16 protein-coding genes and 4 tRNA genes are annotated in these 16113 nt (G+C 34.7%); 19 read left to right on the plus strand and 1 reads right to left on the minus strand.

Features of this window, described 5'->3' with window-relative positions:
- Nucleotides 1-26: 26 nt before the first annotated feature.
- Complete coding sequence (locus tag AC5ZCW_RS15545) at nt 27-1298, plus strand: DUF2851 family protein (RefSeq protein ID WP_496120768.1); 1272 nt, start codon at nt 27-29, stop codon at nt 1296-1298.
- Nucleotides 1299-1384: 86 nt separating this feature from the next.
- Nucleotides 1385-1612, plus strand: coding sequence for a PspC family transcriptional regulator (locus AC5ZCW_RS15550; protein WP_008466940.1), 228 nt, complete (start codon nt 1385-1387; stop codon nt 1610-1612).
- Nucleotides 1613-1661: 49 nt separating this feature from the next.
- On the opposite strand, the gene AC5ZCW_RS15555 is transcribed toward AC5ZCW_RS15550, so the two are convergent.
- A complete protein-coding gene (locus tag AC5ZCW_RS15555) occupies nt 1662-3128 on the minus strand; it encodes an APC family permease (protein ID WP_343542722.1) in 1467 nt (488 codons plus the stop codon).
- A 263-nt stretch (nt 3129-3391) separates the two neighbouring features.
- On the opposite strand from AC5ZCW_RS15555, the gene AC5ZCW_RS15560 reads away from it, so the two are divergent.
- From AC5ZCW_RS15560 to rpoB, 17 genes are all read left to right on the plus strand, one after another.
- On the plus strand, nt 3392-4279 hold the full coding sequence (locus AC5ZCW_RS15560) for a helix-hairpin-helix domain-containing protein (protein WP_496120769.1): 888 nt from the start codon (nt 3392-3394) through the stop codon (nt 4277-4279).
- Nucleotides 4280-4294: 15 nt separating this feature from the next.
- Entirely contained in the window at nt 4295-5434 is a 1140-nt protein-coding gene (locus AC5ZCW_RS15565; RefSeq protein ID WP_496120770.1) for an acyl-CoA dehydrogenase family protein, read from the plus strand.
- A 146-nt stretch (nt 5435-5580) separates the two neighbouring features.
- On the plus strand, nt 5581-5775 hold the full coding sequence (gene rpsU, locus AC5ZCW_RS15570; protein WP_026730435.1) for a 30S ribosomal protein S21: 195 nt from the start codon (nt 5581-5583) through the stop codon (nt 5773-5775).
- A 90-nt stretch (nt 5776-5865) separates the two neighbouring features.
- A complete protein-coding gene (locus AC5ZCW_RS15575; RefSeq protein ID WP_496120771.1) occupies nt 5866-6759 on the plus strand; it encodes a tyrosine-type recombinase/integrase in 894 nt (297 codons plus the stop codon).
- A gap of 32 nt (nt 6760-6791) precedes the next feature.
- The gene (gene hpf / locus AC5ZCW_RS15580) at nt 6792-7094 is read left to right on the plus strand and encodes a ribosome hibernation-promoting factor, HPF/YfiA family (protein WP_179001097.1); all 303 of its coding nucleotides are present in this window, start codon (nt 6792-6794) and stop codon (nt 7092-7094) included.
- A gap of 91 nt (nt 7095-7185) precedes the next feature.
- Nucleotides 7186-7259: transfer RNA gene (locus AC5ZCW_RS15585), tRNA-Thr, on the plus strand.
- A gap of 60 nt (nt 7260-7319) precedes the next feature.
- Nucleotides 7320-7400 (plus strand) — tRNA-Tyr (locus AC5ZCW_RS15590).
- A 91-nt stretch (nt 7401-7491) separates the two neighbouring features.
- Nucleotides 7492-7563, plus strand: a tRNA-Thr gene (locus AC5ZCW_RS15595).
- 55 nt (nt 7564-7618) lie between these two features.
- On the plus strand, nt 7619-8806 hold the full coding sequence (gene tuf / locus AC5ZCW_RS15600) for an elongation factor Tu (protein WP_109192121.1): 1188 nt from the start codon (nt 7619-7621) through the stop codon (nt 8804-8806).
- Between the two features lie 56 nt (nt 8807-8862).
- Nucleotides 8863-8933 (plus strand) — tRNA-Trp (locus AC5ZCW_RS15605).
- Between the two features lie 18 nt (nt 8934-8951).
- Nucleotides 8952-9149: a preprotein translocase subunit SecE gene (secE, locus tag AC5ZCW_RS15610; RefSeq protein ID WP_008466927.1), complete on the plus strand. Its 198-nt coding sequence runs from the start codon at nt 8952-8954 to the stop codon at nt 9147-9149.
- Between the two features lie 10 nt (nt 9150-9159).
- Complete coding sequence (gene nusG / locus AC5ZCW_RS15615) at nt 9160-9711, plus strand: transcription termination/antitermination protein NusG (protein WP_008466925.1); 552 nt, start codon at nt 9160-9162, stop codon at nt 9709-9711.
- Between the two features lie 67 nt (nt 9712-9778).
- Complete coding sequence (rplK, locus tag AC5ZCW_RS15620; RefSeq protein WP_008466923.1) at nt 9779-10216, plus strand: 50S ribosomal protein L11; 438 nt, start codon at nt 9779-9781, stop codon at nt 10214-10216.
- 13 nt (nt 10217-10229) lie between these two features.
- Nucleotides 10230-10919 carry a 50S ribosomal protein L1 gene (gene rplA / locus AC5ZCW_RS15625; protein ID WP_025572415.1) on the plus strand — a complete coding sequence of 230 codons (690 nt, stop codon included), beginning with the start codon at nt 10230-10232 and terminating at the stop codon, nt 10917-10919.
- A 22-nt stretch (nt 10920-10941) separates the two neighbouring features.
- Entirely contained in the window at nt 10942-11445 is a 504-nt protein-coding gene (gene rplJ / locus AC5ZCW_RS15630; RefSeq protein ID WP_111422296.1) for a 50S ribosomal protein L10, read from the plus strand.
- A 92-nt stretch (nt 11446-11537) separates the two neighbouring features.
- On the plus strand, nt 11538-11909 hold the full coding sequence (gene rplL / locus AC5ZCW_RS15635; RefSeq protein WP_008466917.1) for a 50S ribosomal protein L7/L12: 372 nt from the start codon (nt 11538-11540) through the stop codon (nt 11907-11909).
- 265 nt (nt 11910-12174) lie between these two features.
- Nucleotides 12175-15987, plus strand: coding sequence for a DNA-directed RNA polymerase subunit beta (gene rpoB / locus AC5ZCW_RS15640; RefSeq protein ID WP_177210640.1), 3813 nt, complete (start codon nt 12175-12177; stop codon nt 15985-15987).
- Nucleotides 15988-16113: the final 126 nt, after the last annotated feature.

The following is a 16113-nucleotide window of genomic DNA, read 5'->3' on the forward strand; positions in this document are numbered from 1 at the left end:
TTTTGTAATTCATTATAAAATCTAAAATGAAAGAAGACTTCCTTCATTATGTATGGAGATTCAAGAAATTTGACAGCTTGAATTTAAAATCAGCTCAAGGTGAGCCAATTACTATTCTTAAGACTGGCGATTATTTAGAGCTTGCTGGGCCTGATTTTTTTAATGCACATATAGAAATCGGAAACCAAAAATGGGCTGGCAATGTAGAGATCCATTTAAAATCTTCAGATTGGTATTTGCATAACCACGAAAAAGATCCAGCTTATAAAAATGTCATTCTTCATGTAGTATGGGAGAATGATACAGCTATTTTTAGAGAGAATAACACTGAGATTCCTGTTTTGGTTCTTAAAGATTATATCCCAAAAGAAATAATCGAAAATTATAATGCATTATTTGCTCCAAAAACATGGATTTCTTGTGAAAGACAATTAAAAGCAATTGACAAATTTGTAATTACGAATTGGCAAGAAAGATTGTTTTTTGAGCGATTAGAGCGAAAATCTAAATTTATTTATCAATTATTAGAAGAAACCAATCAGGATTGGGAAGCGGTCTTATTTTGTCTTCTAGCAAGGAATTTTGGTTTAAATACCAATGGAAATTCCTTTCTGCAGATTTCAAAAGCAATTCCGTTTTCAGTAATAAGAAAAGAAAGTTTTGAAGCCGAAAATCTAGAAGCGTTGCTTTTTGGAACTTCAGGATTGTTAGAAGCAGAGAAAGAGGATGTTTATTATAAAGATTTACAATTTCGCTATTTTTATTTACGACATAAATATCAAATAGAAAAGACTTATACAGATCCTCTTCAGTTTTTTAAACTTCGTCCAGATAATTTTCCAACGATAAGGCTTTCTCAATTGGCATCTTTATATTATAAACATCAAAACCTGTTTTCAAAAATAATTGATTTAAAATCTGTTGAAGAAGTATATCATCTATTGAGTGTTTCTGCAAGTTCTTATTGGCAGAATCATTATCAGTTTGATAAAGAAAGTCCGAAGAAATCCAAAATGCTTTCAAAATCGTTTGTAGATTTATTGATTATCAATACTATAATTCCGCTTCAATTTGCTTATTCCAATATTAGAGGAGAATTAATAATCGAAGATTTGATTGATTTTATGAATGAAATGGCTTCTGAGAAAAATGTTATTATTGATAAGTTTAATTCGTTTGGAATAAAGCCTCAATCAGCATTTGAAAGTCAGGGATTGCTAGAGCTTAAAAATGAATATTGTGATCATAAGGCATGTCTTAAGTGTGCTATCGGATTAGAGCTGCTTAAAAATAATTAGAGAAATAGAAAATGGGGTAATGAGATAATTTGTATTTTTGTCATCCTAGGCGAAGTCGAAGGAAATATAAAATCTAAAATCAGAAAATGTCAGCAATTTTAAAACTTAAATTCTTTTTTGAAAAATATGGTTTTCATGTTTCTTCAAGACTAGCAGATAAACTCGGAATGCGTGTTACTAGCGTTCGTTTATTTTTTATATACATTTCTTTTGTTACAGCCGGATTAGGATTTGGAGTCTACTTGACTCTCGCTTTCTGGATTCGCCTAAAAGATTTAATTCGCTCAAAAAGAACATCAGTATTTGATTTATAAAAAAAGCTCCAAATTTTAATTTGGAGCTTTTTTTATGAAGTTGTATTTATTATTCCTCAGTAGGATTGTTAAGTTTTGATCTTTTCTTGCTGTATCCAAAGTATACAATTATACCAACAATAAGCCATCCAAAAGATAATAACTGTGCATCTTTACTTAAATTAAAAATTAAATAAGAATTGATTGCAATTCCTAATACCGCAATAACTGGTAAAGCAGGAACTTTAAATGTTCTGGTTAATCCTGGTTGTTTTACTCTTAAAATCCACACGGCAATACAAACCATTGTAAAGGCAAACAAAGTACCAAAACTTGTCATGTCAGCCAATTTGTTGATTGGTGTAAAAGCAGCAACAGTTGCAATAATGGCTCCAAGAATCATTAAGTTCGTTTTTGGAGTTCCAGAAATAGGGTTTACTTTAGAGAAAACAGAAGGAATTAAACCATCTTTAGACATTCCAAGGAAAATTCTAGATTGTCCCATGATCATTACCATTAATACTGAAACCAAACCAATAGTTGCAGCAACAGTAATAATAGAGCCAGCCCAGCCTTGTCCTGCAATATCAAATGCATAAGCAACAGGAGCTTTGATAGCTTCAGGATATTTTCCTAGTGGGTTAAAGTCTTGGTAATTCATCATTCCTGTTAATACTAAAGAAACAAGAATATATAATGTAGTACAAATTAATAAAGAAGCAATAATTGCAAAAGGAACATCTTTTTTAGGATTAATAGCTTCTCCAGCTTGTGTAGAAACGGCATCGAAACCAACATAAGCAAAGAAAATAGCTGCTGCTCCAGAGATAATACCTCCAATTCCATAGGCATTGTGTGTAGTTTCTTTTTCAATGATCTGAGTTGCTTCAGGAATAAACGGGCTCCAGTTTGCTGTATTAATAAAGAAAAGACCAGCAATAATTACAAAGATTACAGCAGATACTTTAAGGATAACAATTGCATTATTGGCTTTAGCAGCACTTTTTGTTCCTTTAATAAGTAATGAAATAACTAAAAGAACGATCAAGAAAGCTGGAAGATTCATAGAAAAACCTTCTCCAGTGTAGCTTGCAGGATCTGTAGTTAACCAATCAGGAAGGTGAATGTGAAATATTTTGAGCAATTTATTAAAATATCCGGACCAGGAAACCGCTACAGTCATCGATCCCATTGCATATTCAAGTATTAGTCCCCAACCAATGATCCAGGCAAAAACTTCTCCAATAGTACCGTAAGCATAAGCATAAGCTGATCCTTCCACAGGTAAAATAGAAGCAAATTCAGAATAGCAAAGAGCCGCAAAAACACAAGCAATACCTGCTATGATAAACGAAATAGCTAATGCTGGTCCTGCATGATAATAAGCCCCAGTACCTGTAAGTACAAAAATTCCCCCACCGATAATGGCACCAACACCAATGGCAGTAAGACTCCATTTTCCTAGGACTCTCTTTAAATCACTTTTTTTCATATCGGCCTCAAAGGCAGATATAGGTTTTACTCTCCAAATTGACATATTATTTTATTGGTTTATTTGTTATTAAGTGCCAAATGTATTGTTTTTTGTAAAAAATAAAAACAATTATCATCTTTTAAGTTATAAAATCTTTGATTTTTTTACAGTAGTCGTAAGAAACTTTCTCTAAGTATTGATATTCATTAAATTAATTGGTCTTTTATAAGAGATTCGATAATTTTTTAAAAACTACTTTTCTTACTTATTTTCTTGATAAATTTGAAGGATTTTTCTTGTTTTATTTTTTAAAGACACTTTTTGCGATGAATTTTAAGTTTTTAAATAGTTATTTTTATTTTACAAAACAGCAACGGATAGGCATTTTTATGCTCTTCATTATAATGATAGTTTTGCAGTTGTTTTATTTTTTATCTGATTTTAATATTTCTGAAACTAAAAGCCAAGGGAAAGAAGAATGGCTTGCTTTACAATCAGAGATTGATCAGGAGAAATTAACAAATAAAAATACGAAGCCATCTAACTATCTTTTCAACCCTAATTTTATTTCTGATTATAAAGGATACAAGCTTGGAATGTCGGTACAAGAAATCGATCGTTTAATGGCATTTCGAAAAGAGAATAAATATGTAAACTCAGCGGAAGAGTTTCAAAAAGTTACTGGTATTTCTGATTCCTTGTTAAATAAAATATCTCCTTTGTTTAAATTTCCAGATTGGAAACAAAATAAAAGTAATTATACTGCTGAGAAAAAAAAATTCAGTATTAAGAGTTTTCCAAAAAAAGAAAAACTTGAAATATTGGATATTAATCTGGCAACGCAAGAAGATTTGATGAAAATCTACGGAATTGGAGAAGGGTTGTCGTCTAGAATCTTAAAGCAGAAAGAAATCATAGGGGCGTTTGTGTCAATGGAGCAGATGAAAGAGATTTGGGGACTTTCGCCAGAAGTTATAAATGAATTAAATGGGCATTTTAAAGCTGTGATTCCTTCGACCTTGAAGAAAATAAACGTAAATGAGGCGTCATTAAAGGAGTTGGCTCAGTTTTCATACTTTAGATATGGTCTTGCAAAACAAATAGTGACTTACCGAAGTATGAATGGGGATTTTAAAAATATTGAGGATTTAGCAAAAATTAAAGATTTTCCTGTTGAAAAAGCAAAAATAATTAGTTTATATTTGGAGTTCTAAAAAAGAAACTAACTCATGAACTTTGATTACAACGAAACACAACTAATGATTGCACAGTCTATAAAAGACTTTGCAGAAAAGAATATTAGACCTCATATAATGGAATGGGACGAAGCGCAAATTTTTCCAATTAAGTTATTTAAGCAACTTGGCGAGATGGGCTTCATGGGAGTTTTGGTTCCAGAGGAATATGGCGGTTCGGGTCTAGGTTATCATGAATATGTTACAATAATTGAAGAAATTTCTAAGGTAGATCCGTCAATAGGATTGTCGGTTGCGGCGCATAACTCTTTATGCACCAATCATATCTTAACTTTTGGAAATGAAGAGCAAAAGAAAAAATGGCTTCCGAAACTGGCTACAGCTGAACATATAGGAGCGTGGGGTCTAACCGAGCATAATACTGGTTCTGATGCTGGAGGAATGAATACAACCGCTGTTAAAGATGGTGACCATTGGATTGTAAATGGGGCAAAAAACTTTATTACGCATGGTATATCTGGAGATATTGCTGTTGTAATAGTTCGTACTGGTGAAAAAGGTGATTCTAAAGGAATGACAGCTTTTGTATTTGAAAAAGGGATGAAAGGTTTTTCGTCTGGCAAAAAAGAAAATAAATTAGGAATGAGGGCAAGTGAAACTGCTGAATTGGTTTTTGACAGCTGCCGCGTTCCTGATTCAAATAGATTAGGAGAAGTAGGTGAAGGTTTTGTTCAGGCTATGAAAATTCTTGATGGCGGAAGAATCTCTATCGGAGCTCTTTCTTTAGGAATTGCAAAAGGAGCGTATGAAGCGGCATTGAAATATTCAAAAGAAAGACATCAGTTTGGCCAACCTATTAGTAATTTTCAGGGAATCTCTTTTAAATTGGCTGATATGGCGACAGAGATTGAAGCTTCGGAATTATTGCTGCATAAAGCTGCTTTTTTAAAACAACAGCATAAACAAGTAACTACCGCTGGAGCTATGGCAAAAATGTATGCTTCTGAAGCATGTGTAAAAATTGCAAATGATGCGGTTCAGATTCATGGAGGTTATGGCTATACTAAAGATTTTCCTGTAGAAAAGTTCTACAGAGATTCTAAATTATGTACTATAGGAGAAGGAACAACTGAAATTCAAAAGTTGGTTATTTCTAGAAATCTGTTGAAATAACAGCGTTTAAAAGGTAAATGCAGTGCATGAGGAATGGTTTTCTTTCCGGTTTTAAGCCTTAAATGAAAAATAATTCAAAATTTATAACTCATAATTAATAATTAATACATACATTTGCAGCCTTAACGAGAGGAGGTGTCTATATTATGTTAATTATACCAATTAAAGACGGAGAAAATATCGATAGAGCATTAAAGCGCTATAAAAGAAAATTTGATAAAACAGGAACTGTTCGTCAATTAAGAGCACGTACTGCTTTTATTAAGCCTTCTGTTATCAAAAGAGCTCAAATCCAAAAAGCGGCTTACATTCAAGGCTTGAAAGATAGTTTAGAAAGTTAATATCAGCTTTTAGAAAATAATTACCGTTAGTGGTCAAAATGTTTTAATTTTGATGCTAACGGTTTTTTTTATGCTTAATTTTTAGATTTTATGAAAACGAATAAAGAGGCTTTTTCGGATTATCTTTTGCTGGAAAAAAAATATTCTTCGCATACGGTTGGGGCTTACTTGAATGATATAATGTCTTTTGAGTCTTTTGTGAAGGAGTCTTTTGATCAGGAAAGTATTGATTTGGTAAATTATGGTCAGGTGAGAAGCTGGATTGTTTTTTTAGTTGATCAGGATATTTCAAATGTTTCTGTTAATAGAAAAATGGCTTCTTTGAAAGCTTTTTATAAGTTTCTTTTAAAATCAAAACAAATAGAGGTTAGTCCCATGTTGAAGCATAGGTCATTGAAAACTCCGAAAGTGATTCAGGTTCCTTTTTCGGAAAAAGAGCTTAAAGATCTGCTTGAGGTTATAGATGTCTCTGTTGGTTTTGAAGAGATTCGGGATAGGCTTATTGTGGAGATGTTTTATGTTACAGGAATGCGTCGTGCGGAATTAATTCATTTGATGATTAAAAATGTTGATCGTTCAAGTAATGCAATTAAGGTTTTAGGGAAAAGAAATAAAGAGCGCATTATTCCGATTTTACCAATTATTGCTGATCAGATTGATTTATATATAAAGGAAAGGGATGGTTTGGAAAATTTGGTTGATTCGGACTATTTTTTTGTTTCGAAAAAAGGGTTAAAATTGAGCGAATCTTTTGTTTATCGTTTAATAAATTCATACTTTAGTAGGGTCTCAGAAAAGGTAAAAAAAAGTCCGCATGTGCTTAGGCATACTTTTGCAACTCACCTATTGAATAATGGGGCAGATTTGAATTCAGTTAAAGAGTTATTAGGGCATTCTAGTTTGGCATCTACACAGGTTTATACACATAATAGTCTGGCGGAACTTAAAAAAGTATATAAAGGTGCGCATCCAAGAAGTAAATAGTAATTCTAAATGTTAATCCTAAATTTTTTATTATGAAGGTAGATGTTCATGCAGTTAATTTTGCTGTCGACAGAAAGTTGGTCGATTTTATCCAAGAAAGAATGGGTAAGCTAGAGAAATACTACGATCGAGTGGTTTCATCAGATGTTTTTTTAAAAGTTGAAAGAACAAGTGATAAAGAGAATAAGGTGGTGGAGATAAAGATTAATGTTCCTGGTGATGATTTTTTGGTAAAAAAACAGTGTAAAACATTTGAAGAAGCCGTTGAGCTTTCTGCAGAGTCGTTAGAACGTTTGCTTGTAAAAAGGAAGGAAAAAATAAGAGCGCATATTTAATTGAAATTTTTTTTGAAAAAATGTTTTGATTAAAAGATAAAATAGCTACATTTGCAGTCCGTTAGAAATAGCGGACTTTTTTAATGCATTCGCCGATGTAGCTCAGCTGGCTAGAGCAGCTGATTTGTAATCAGCAGGTCGTGGGTTCGAGTCCCTCTATCGGCTCAGAAAATTTCAAATGCGATTTGGAATTTGGTTCTTTAAAATGATGGAATTTTAAAATTAGGGGAGATACTCAAGCGGCCAACGAGGGCAGACTGTAAATCTGCTGTGTGAACTTCGCAGGTTCGAATCCTGCTCTCCCCACAACAAAAAAGAGGTTAAGATTTTGGGTCTTGGATTTTAGATTGTTGAAAATCTGAGGTTTGGATTCGGAAATCTCAAATCAGAACTCTCTGCCGGTGTAGCTCAGGGGTAGAGTGCTTCCTTGGTAAGGAAGAGGTCTCGGGTTCAAATCCCGACATTGGCTCAAGTAAGTAGGAAATTGAAAATTAATATATAACTAAGATTAAAAATTAAGTAAAATGGCAAAGGAGAATTTTAATCGTTCCAAACCGCACTTAAACATAGGTACAATTGGACACGTAGATCACGGAAAAACTACATTAACTGCTGCAATTACAAAAGTATTGTCAGATGCTGGTTACTGTCAAGCAAAATCGTTTGATCAAATCGATAACGCTCCAGAGGAGAAAGAAAGAGGTATTACTATTAATACATCACACGTAGAGTACGAAACTGCTAACCGTCACTACGCTCACGTTGACTGTCCAGGTCACGCGGATTACGTAAAGAACATGGTTACTGGTGCTGCTCAAATGGACGGAGCTATCTTAGTAGTTGCTGCTACAGATGGTCCAATGCCACAAACTCGTGAGCACATTCTTTTAGGTCGTCAGGTTGGTATTCCAAGAATCGTTGTTTTCATGAACAAAGTGGATATGGTTGATGATGCTGAGTTATTAGAGCTTGTTGAAATGGAAATTAGAGATTTATTATCTTTCTACGAATATGATGGAGATAATGGTCCTGTAGTTCAAGGTTCTGCTTTAGGAGGATTAAACAATGATCCAAACTGGGTACCTAAAATTATCGAATTAATGGAAGCTGTTGACAACTGGATCGAAGAGCCAGTACGTGACGTTGCTAAACCATTCTTGATGCCAGTTGAGGACGTATTTACAATTACAGGTCGTGGAACTGTTGCTACAGGTCGTATCGAAACTGGAGTTGCTAACACTGGAGATCCTGTTGAAATCATTGGTATGGGAGCTGAAAAATTAACTTCTACTATTACAGGGGTTGAGATGTTCCGTAAAATCCTTGATAGAGGTGAAGCTGGAGATAACGTAGGTTTATTGTTAAGAGGTATTGATAAAGCTGATATCAAAAGAGGTATGGTTATTATTAAGCCAGGTTCAGTAAAACCACACGCTAAATTCAAAGCTGAGGTTTATATCTTGAAAAAAGAAGAAGGTGGACGTCACACTCCATTCCATAATAACTATCGTCCACAGTTTTACGTACGTACAACTGACGTGACAGGAGTTATTACTTTACCAGCAGGTGTAGAGATGGTAATGCCAGGTGATAACTTAACTATTGAAGTTGCTTTATTAAGCCCAATCGCTATGAACGTAGGTTTACGTTTCGCTATCCGTGAAGGTGGTAGAACAGTTGGTGCTGGTCAGGTTACTGAAATCGTAGAGTAATTCTATAAATAAATAAAAGCCAGTGATTTCTTAATTTGAAATCACTGGCTTTAATTACGGGCGTAGTTCAAGGGTAGAATAGCGGTCTCCAAAACCGTTGATGGGGGTTCGAATCCCTCCGCCCGTGCAATAAAAAATATATCAAATGACAAAAGTTACTAATTATTTATCAGAGGCTTTCGAAGAGTTAAAGTCAAATGTTACTTGGCCAGCTTGGGCTGAAGTTCAAAAATTGACAATTGTTGTGGCTGTATTTTCGATTTTATTCGCTTTGGCAACATGGGGAGTAGACGAATTTTTTGCAAAAGCTTTGGCTGGATTTTTTAACTGGTTAAAAGGATAATTTTTTTGTGATGGCAGATAATAATGTGAAAAAATGGTACGTAGTTAGAGCGGTTAGTGGTCAAGAAAATAAAGTGAAAGCTTATATCGAGACTGAGATTGCGAGATTAGGTATGGAGGATTATGTTTCTCAAGTTTTAGTTCCTACTGAAAAAGTGGTTACTGTAAAAGATGGGAAAAAATCATCTAAGGATAAAGTTTACTTTCCTGGATATGTTATGATTGAAGCTAACTTAGTTGGTGAGATCCCTCATATTATTAAGTCAATTACTAGTGTTATTGGATTTTTGGGAGAAACTAAGGGTGGAGAACCTGTTCCTTTAAGACTTTCTGAAGTAAACCGTATGTTAGGTAAAGTAGATGAGTTAGCTGTAAATACAGATACTCGTTCTATTCCATTTAGTGTTGGGGAAACGGTTAAGGTTATTGATGGACCTTTCAATGGATTTAATGGATCTGTTGAGAAAATCAATGAAGAAAAGCGTAAGCTTGAGGTAATGGTTAAGATTTTCGGAAGAAAAACTCCATTAGAATTAAGTTTTATGCAAGTAGAAAAAGTATAATTTTTTGTTACACTATAATAAACCATTGTAATCGCTTCCATTGATTACAGTGTTAAATTTTTTAAAAATGGCTAAAGAAATTAGTAAGGTAGTTAAACTACAAGTTAAGGGAGGTGCTGCGAACCCGTCGCCACCGGTTGGACCTGCTTTAGGAGCTGCTGGGGTTAATATCATGGAGTTTTGTAAGCAATTTAATGCTAGAACTCAAGATAAACCTGGCAAAATTTGTCCAGTGCAAATCACTGTGTACAAAGACAAATCATTTGATTTTGTTGTTAAGACTCCTCCAGCAGCAGTTCAGTTAATGGAAGCTGCAAAGCTAAAATCTGGTTCTGGTGAGCCTAATCGTAAAAAAGTAGCTAGCGTTACTTGGGAACAAATTAGAACTATCGCTGAAGACAAAATGCCAGACTTAAATGCTTTCACAATTGAGAAAGCTATGAGTATGGTTGCTGGAACAGCTAGATCTATGGGTATAACTGTATCAGGAGATGCTCCTTTTTAATTAAGAAAAAGAAATGGCAAAATTAACAAAAAAGCAAAAAGAGGCTGCTTCAAAAATTGAAAAGAACAAATTATACTCTTTAAAAGATGCTGCTGCATTAATTAAAGTTGTTGCTTCTGCAAAATTTGATGAGTCTGTTGATATCGCAGTTCGTTTGGGTGTTGATCCAAGAAAAGCGAATCAAATGGTAAGAGGTGTGGTAACTTTACCTCACGGAACAGGAAAAGACGTTAAAGTATTAGCGTTGGTTACTCCAGATAAAGAGGCTGAAGCAAGAGAGGCTGGAGCAGATCACGTTGGTCTTGACGATTACTTACAAAAAATTAAAGACGGTTGGACAGATGTTGATGTTATCATCACTATGCCTGCTGTAATGGGTAAATTAGGTCCATTAGGTCGTATTTTAGGTCCTAGAGGTTTAATGCCAAACCCTAAAACAGGTACTGTAACTATGGATGTTGCAAAAGCTGTTCAAGAGGTTAAAGCTGGTAAAATTGACTTTAAAGTTGATAAAACTGGTATCGTACACGCAGGAATCGGTAAAGTTTCTTTTGGAGCTGAGCAGATTGTTGACAACGCACACGAAATTATTCAAACATTAATAAAACTTAAACCAACTGCTGCTAAAGGTACATACATTAAAGGTATTCACCTTACAAGCACAATGAGTCCTGCTATCGCATTAGACCCAAAAGCAGTATAATTGGTAGTTAAAAATTTTTAGTATGACTAGAGAAGAAAAATCAATCGCGATTGAAAATTTAACTGCGCAGTTAGCTGGTACAAATATCATTTATGTATCTGATATTTCTGGTTTAAACGCAGAGACAACTTCAAACTTACGTAGAGCTTGTTTTAAAGCAGGTATCAAATTAGAGGTTGTAAAGAACACTTTGCTTGCAAAAGCAATGGAAGCTTCTTCTAATGATTATGGTGATTTACCTACAGTTTTAAGTGGTAACAGTGCTATATTTATTTCTGATGTTGCTAACGCACCTGGAAAAATTATCAAAGATTTCCGTAAGAAATCTGATAAACCAGTTTTAAAAGGGGCTTACATCAACTCTGAAGTATATATTGGGGACAACCAATTAGATGCATTAGCTACAATTAAATCTAAAGAAGAGCTTATTGGAGAAATCATTGGATTATTACAATCTCCAGCTCAAAGAATTATTTCTGCTTTACAAAACAAATTCGCTGGAAGCGAAGAAGAAGGAGCAGAGTAATTATCGTAAGGGGGTTTGCTTCCTTACTGCTTAATTAGCGCACAATAATTAAATTATATTTTTTACACAAATCATTTTAAACGATAGAAAAAATGGCAGATTTGAAACAATTCGCAGAACAATTAGTTAACTTAACAGTTAAAGAAGTTAACGAATTAGCAACAATATTAAAAGATGAGTACGGAATCGAGCCTGCTGCTGCTGCTGTAGTAGTTGCTGCTGGTGGAGGAGACGGTGCTGCTGAAGAAGCACAAACTGAATTTACAGTTGTATTGAAAGATGCAGGAGCTTCTAAATTAGCTGTTGTAAAATTAGTTAAAGAATTAACTGGTTTAGGTCTTAAAGAAGCTAAAGATGTAGTTGACGGTGCACCAAGCAACGTTAAAGAAGGTGTTTCTAAAGAAGAGGCTGAAGGTCTTAAAAAATCTTTAGAAGAGGCTGGAGCTACTGTTGAGCTTAAATAATTAAACTCAGTTTAAGAACTAGGTTTAGGTCTTGAGTTAACACTCAAAGGCCTAAACCATTTTTCGTATAATAAAATATATTAAGTTTTATTATCCCATAGTTTAAAATACGAAAAAGTTTTAGATCAATACGAAGAAAGAAAATCGGCTTTTTTTTATAGTTTATTTTTAAAGATGTATTGATTATAATAAGAAAGTATAGATTAAACAGTGTGTTTTTACACAAACAAAAATTACTTTTTTTTAATCAAAATTTTGTCCATTGATGATAACAAATCAGACTGAAAGATTGAATTTTGCCTCTACAAAAAATATCCCTGACTATCCAGATTTCTTAGATGTTCAGGTTAAATCTTTTAAAGATTTCTTTCAATTAGAAACGAAATCTGACGAAAGAGGCAACGAAGGGTTATACAACACCTTCATGGAAAACTTCCCAATTACAGATACAAGAAACAACTTTGTATTGGAATTCCTAGATTATTTTGTTGATCCTCCACGTTATACAATTCAAGAATGTATAGAGAGAGGTCTTACTTATAGTGTGCCTTTAAAAGCTAGGTTAAAACTATACTGTACAGATCCAGAACACGAAGATTTTGAAACAATTGTGCAAGATGTTTATCTTGGAACAATACCTTACATGACTCCTAGTGGTACTTTTGTTATTAATGGTGCCGAGCGTGTTGTAGTATCTCAATTACACCGTTCTCCAGGGGTTTTCTTTGGACAGTCATTCCACGCAAATGGAACTAAACTTTATTCTGCAAGAGTAATTCCTTTTAAAGGATCTTGGATAGAATTCTCTACAGATATTAACAGCGTAATGTACGCGTATATCGATAGAAAGAAAAAATTACCTGTAACAACTTTATTCCGTGCTATCGGTTTCGAAAGAGATAAGGATATCCTTGAAATTTTCGACTTAGCTGAAGAAATTAAAGTTTCTAAAACAGGTATTAAGAAATATATTGGAAGAAGACTTGCTGCGCGTGTATTGAATACATGGCATGAGGATTTCGTAGATGAGGATACTGGAGAGGTAGTTTCTATCGAACGTAACGAAATCATCCTTGATCGTGATACAATTATCGACAAAGATAATGTTGAAGAGATTATCGATTCTAACGTAAAATCTATTTTGTTACACAAAGAGGATAACAACCAAGCAGATTATGCTATTATCCACAACACGTTACAAAAAGATCCAACAAACTCTGAAAAAGAAGCTGTAGAGCATATTTACCGTCAGTTGCGTAACGCTGAACCGCCTGATGAGGAAACTGCTCGTGGTATTATAGATAAATTGTTCTTCTCTGATCAACGTTATAACTTAGGTGAAGTTGGTCGTTACAGAATGAACAAAAAATTAGATTTAGATATCCCTATGGATAAGCAAGTGCTTACTAAAGAAGATATCATTACAATCGTAAAATATTTGATCGAGTTGATCAACTCTAAAGCAGAGATTGATGATATTGATCACTTATCAAACCGTCGTGTTAGAACAGTTGGAGAACAATTGTCTCAACAATTCGGTGTTGGTTTAGCACGTATGGCTAGAACTATTCGTGAGAGAATGAACGTTAGAGATAACGAGGTGTTTACACCAATTGATTTGATTAATGCTAAAACATTATCATCAGTTATTAACTCTTTCTTTGGTACTAACCAGTTATCTCAATTTATGGATCAAACGAATCCATTAGCTGAGATTACACACAAAAGAAGACTTTCTGCACTTGGACCAGGTGGACTTTCGAGAGAGAGAGCTGGTTTCGAGGTTCGTGACGTTCACTATACTCACTATGGTCGTTTATGTCCGATTGAAACTCCTGAGGGACCAAACATTGGTTTGATTTCATCTCTTGGTGTTTATGCAAAAGTAAACGGAATGGGATTCATCGAAACTCCATACCGTAAAGTAACAAATGGTGTAGTTGATTTAGAAAGTACTCCAGTTTACTTAAGTGCTGAAGAAGAAGAAGGTAAAATGATTGCTCAGGCAAACATTGAAATGGACGAAACTGGTAAAATTACAGCTAGCAATGTTATTGCTCGTGAGGAAGGTGACTTCCCGGTTGTTGAGCCATCAGTAGTTCATTATACAGACGTTGCACCAAACCAGATCGCTTCGATTTCTGCATCATTGATTCCTTTCTTGGAGCATGATGATGCGAACCGTGCGTTGATGGGATCTAACATGATGCGTCAGGCAGTTCCTTTGATCCGTCCTGAAGCACCGATTGTTGGTACAGGTTTAGAGCGTCAGGTAGCTTCAGATTCAAGAGTATTGATCAATGCTGAAGGGCATGGTACTGTTGAATACGTAGATGCTAACATCATTACTATTAAATACGATCGTACAGAAGACGAGAGAATGGTAAGTTTTGATGCTGATGAGAAAACGTACAACTTAATTAAATTTAGAAAAACCAATCAAGGTACAAGTATCAACTTGAAACCTATCGTAAGAAGAGGTGATAGAGTTGTTCCTGGACAAGTATTGTCTGAAGGATATGCTACTCAAAATGGAGAATTAGCTTTAGGTAGAAACTTAAAAGTTGCGTTCATGCCATGGAAAGGGTACAACTTCGAGGATGCGATTGTAATTTCTGAAAAAGTAGTTCGTGATGATATTTTTACTTCTATCCACGTTGATGATTATTCATTAGAGGTTAGAGATACTAAGTTAGGAAACGAAGAGTTAACAAACGATATTCCTAACGTTTCTGAAGAAGCTACTAAAGATTTAGATGAAAACGGTATGATTAGAATTGGAGCAGAGGTTAAACCTGGCGACATTTTGATCGGAAAAATTACACCAAAAGGGGAATCAGATCCTACTCCAGAGGAGAAATTGCTTCGTGCAATCTTCGGGGATAAAGCAGGTGATGTAAAAGATGCTTCATTAAAAGCTTCTCCATCTTTACATGGTGTAGTTCTTGACAAAAAATTATTTGCAAGAGCCGTAAAAGATAAACGTAAACGTACTCAGGATAAAGATGCTTTAGGCGCGTTAGAAATGGAATTCGAAACTAAATTTGTTGAATTAAAAGACAGATTGGTTGAGAAATTATTCTTGATCGTTAACGGAAAAACATCTCAAGGTGTAATGAATGATTTGGGTGAAGAAGTTTTACCAAAAGGTAAAAAATATACTCAAAAAATGCTTTACGCAGTAGAAGATTTTGCTCACTTAAGCAAAGGTCAATGGGTTGCTGATGATGCTACAAATAAAATGGTTAATGATTTGATTCATAACTATAAAATTAAGCTTAACGACTTACAAGGAGCTTTAAGAAGAGAGAAATTCACTATTACAGTTGGAGATGAATTACCATCTGGAATCTTGAAATTAGCTAAAATCTATATCGCTAAAAAACGTAAGTTAAAAGTGGGTGATAAAATGGCAGGACGTCACGGTAACAAAGGTATTGTTGCAAGAATCGTTCGTCACGAAGATATGCCATTCTTAGAAGATGGAACACCAGTAGATATCGTATTGAATCCACTTGGGGTACCTTCACGTATGAACATTGGTCAGATTTATGAGACTGTTCTTGGATGGGCTGGTATGAACTTGGGTAGAAAATTTGCTACTCCAATCTTCGACGGTGCTTCTCTTGACGAGATCAACGCTTTGACTGATGAGGCTAACGTACCACGTTTCGGACATACATATCTTTATGATGGTGGAACTGGAGAGCGTTTTGCACAAAAAGCAACTGTGGGTGTAATTTACATGCTTAAATTAGGACACATGGTTGATGATAAGATGCACGCACGTTCTATCGGACCATACTCATTGATTACGCAACAACCACTTGGAGGTAAGGCTCAATTTGGAGGTCAGCGTTTTGGAGAGATGGAGGTTTGGGCACTTGAGGCTTATGGAGCTTCTAGTACACTACGTGAAATCTTAACTGTTAAGTCTGATGACGTTATTGGTAGAGCTAAAACTTATGAGGCTATCGTTAAGGGTGAAACTATGCCAGAACCAGGTTTACCAGAATCATTCAATGTATTAATGCACGAATTGAAAGGTCTAGGTTTAGATCTTCGTTTGGAAGAATAATAAAAGTTTTGGAATCAGTCCCGATTTTAATCGGGACTGATTACTCATTTATAATAAGTTTTTAAAGATTTATACCCGTAACCCGTTCCGATTTTTTATAACAATGCAAGGCATTTTATAACTAGC

This window comes from Flavobacterium sp. PLA-DH12 (assembly GCF_059511845.1).

What these genes read in the sequence shown, in the direction of transcription:
- AC5ZCW_RS15545 (WP_496120768.1), top strand. Translation starts at nt 27, where the DNA reads ATGAAAGAAGACTTCCTTCATTATGTATGGAGATTCAAGAAATTTGAC.
- AC5ZCW_RS15550 (WP_008466940.1), top strand. Translation starts at nt 1,385, where the DNA reads ATGTCAGCAATTTTAAAACTTAAATTCTTTTTTGAAAAATATGGTTTT.
- AC5ZCW_RS15555 (WP_343542722.1), bottom strand. Translation starts at nt 3,128, where the DNA reads ATGTCAATTTGGAGAGTAAAACCTATATCTGCCTTTGAGGCCGATATG.
- AC5ZCW_RS15560 (WP_496120769.1), top strand. Translation starts at nt 3,392, where the DNA reads ATGAATTTTAAGTTTTTAAATAGTTATTTTTATTTTACAAAACAGCAA.
- AC5ZCW_RS15565 (WP_496120770.1), top strand. Translation starts at nt 4,295, where the DNA reads ATGAACTTTGATTACAACGAAACACAACTAATGATTGCACAGTCTATA.
- rpsU (WP_026730435.1), top strand. Translation starts at nt 5,581, where the DNA reads ATGTTAATTATACCAATTAAAGACGGAGAAAATATCGATAGAGCATTA.
- AC5ZCW_RS15575 (WP_496120771.1), top strand. Translation starts at nt 5,866, where the DNA reads ATGAAAACGAATAAAGAGGCTTTTTCGGATTATCTTTTGCTGGAAAAA.
- hpf (WP_179001097.1), top strand. Translation starts at nt 6,792, where the DNA reads ATGAAGGTAGATGTTCATGCAGTTAATTTTGCTGTCGACAGAAAGTTG.
- tuf (WP_109192121.1), top strand. Translation starts at nt 7,619, where the DNA reads ATGGCAAAGGAGAATTTTAATCGTTCCAAACCGCACTTAAACATAGGT.
- secE (WP_008466927.1), top strand. Translation starts at nt 8,952, where the DNA reads ATGACAAAAGTTACTAATTATTTATCAGAGGCTTTCGAAGAGTTAAAG.
- nusG (WP_008466925.1), top strand. Translation starts at nt 9,160, where the DNA reads ATGGCAGATAATAATGTGAAAAAATGGTACGTAGTTAGAGCGGTTAGT.
- rplK (WP_008466923.1), top strand. Translation starts at nt 9,779, where the DNA reads ATGGCTAAAGAAATTAGTAAGGTAGTTAAACTACAAGTTAAGGGAGGT.
- rplA (WP_025572415.1), top strand. Translation starts at nt 10,230, where the DNA reads ATGGCAAAATTAACAAAAAAGCAAAAAGAGGCTGCTTCAAAAATTGAA.
- rplJ (WP_111422296.1), top strand. Translation starts at nt 10,942, where the DNA reads ATGACTAGAGAAGAAAAATCAATCGCGATTGAAAATTTAACTGCGCAG.
- rplL (WP_008466917.1), top strand. Translation starts at nt 11,538, where the DNA reads ATGGCAGATTTGAAACAATTCGCAGAACAATTAGTTAACTTAACAGTT.
- rpoB (WP_177210640.1), top strand. Translation starts at nt 12,175, where the DNA reads ATGATAACAAATCAGACTGAAAGATTGAATTTTGCCTCTACAAAAAAT.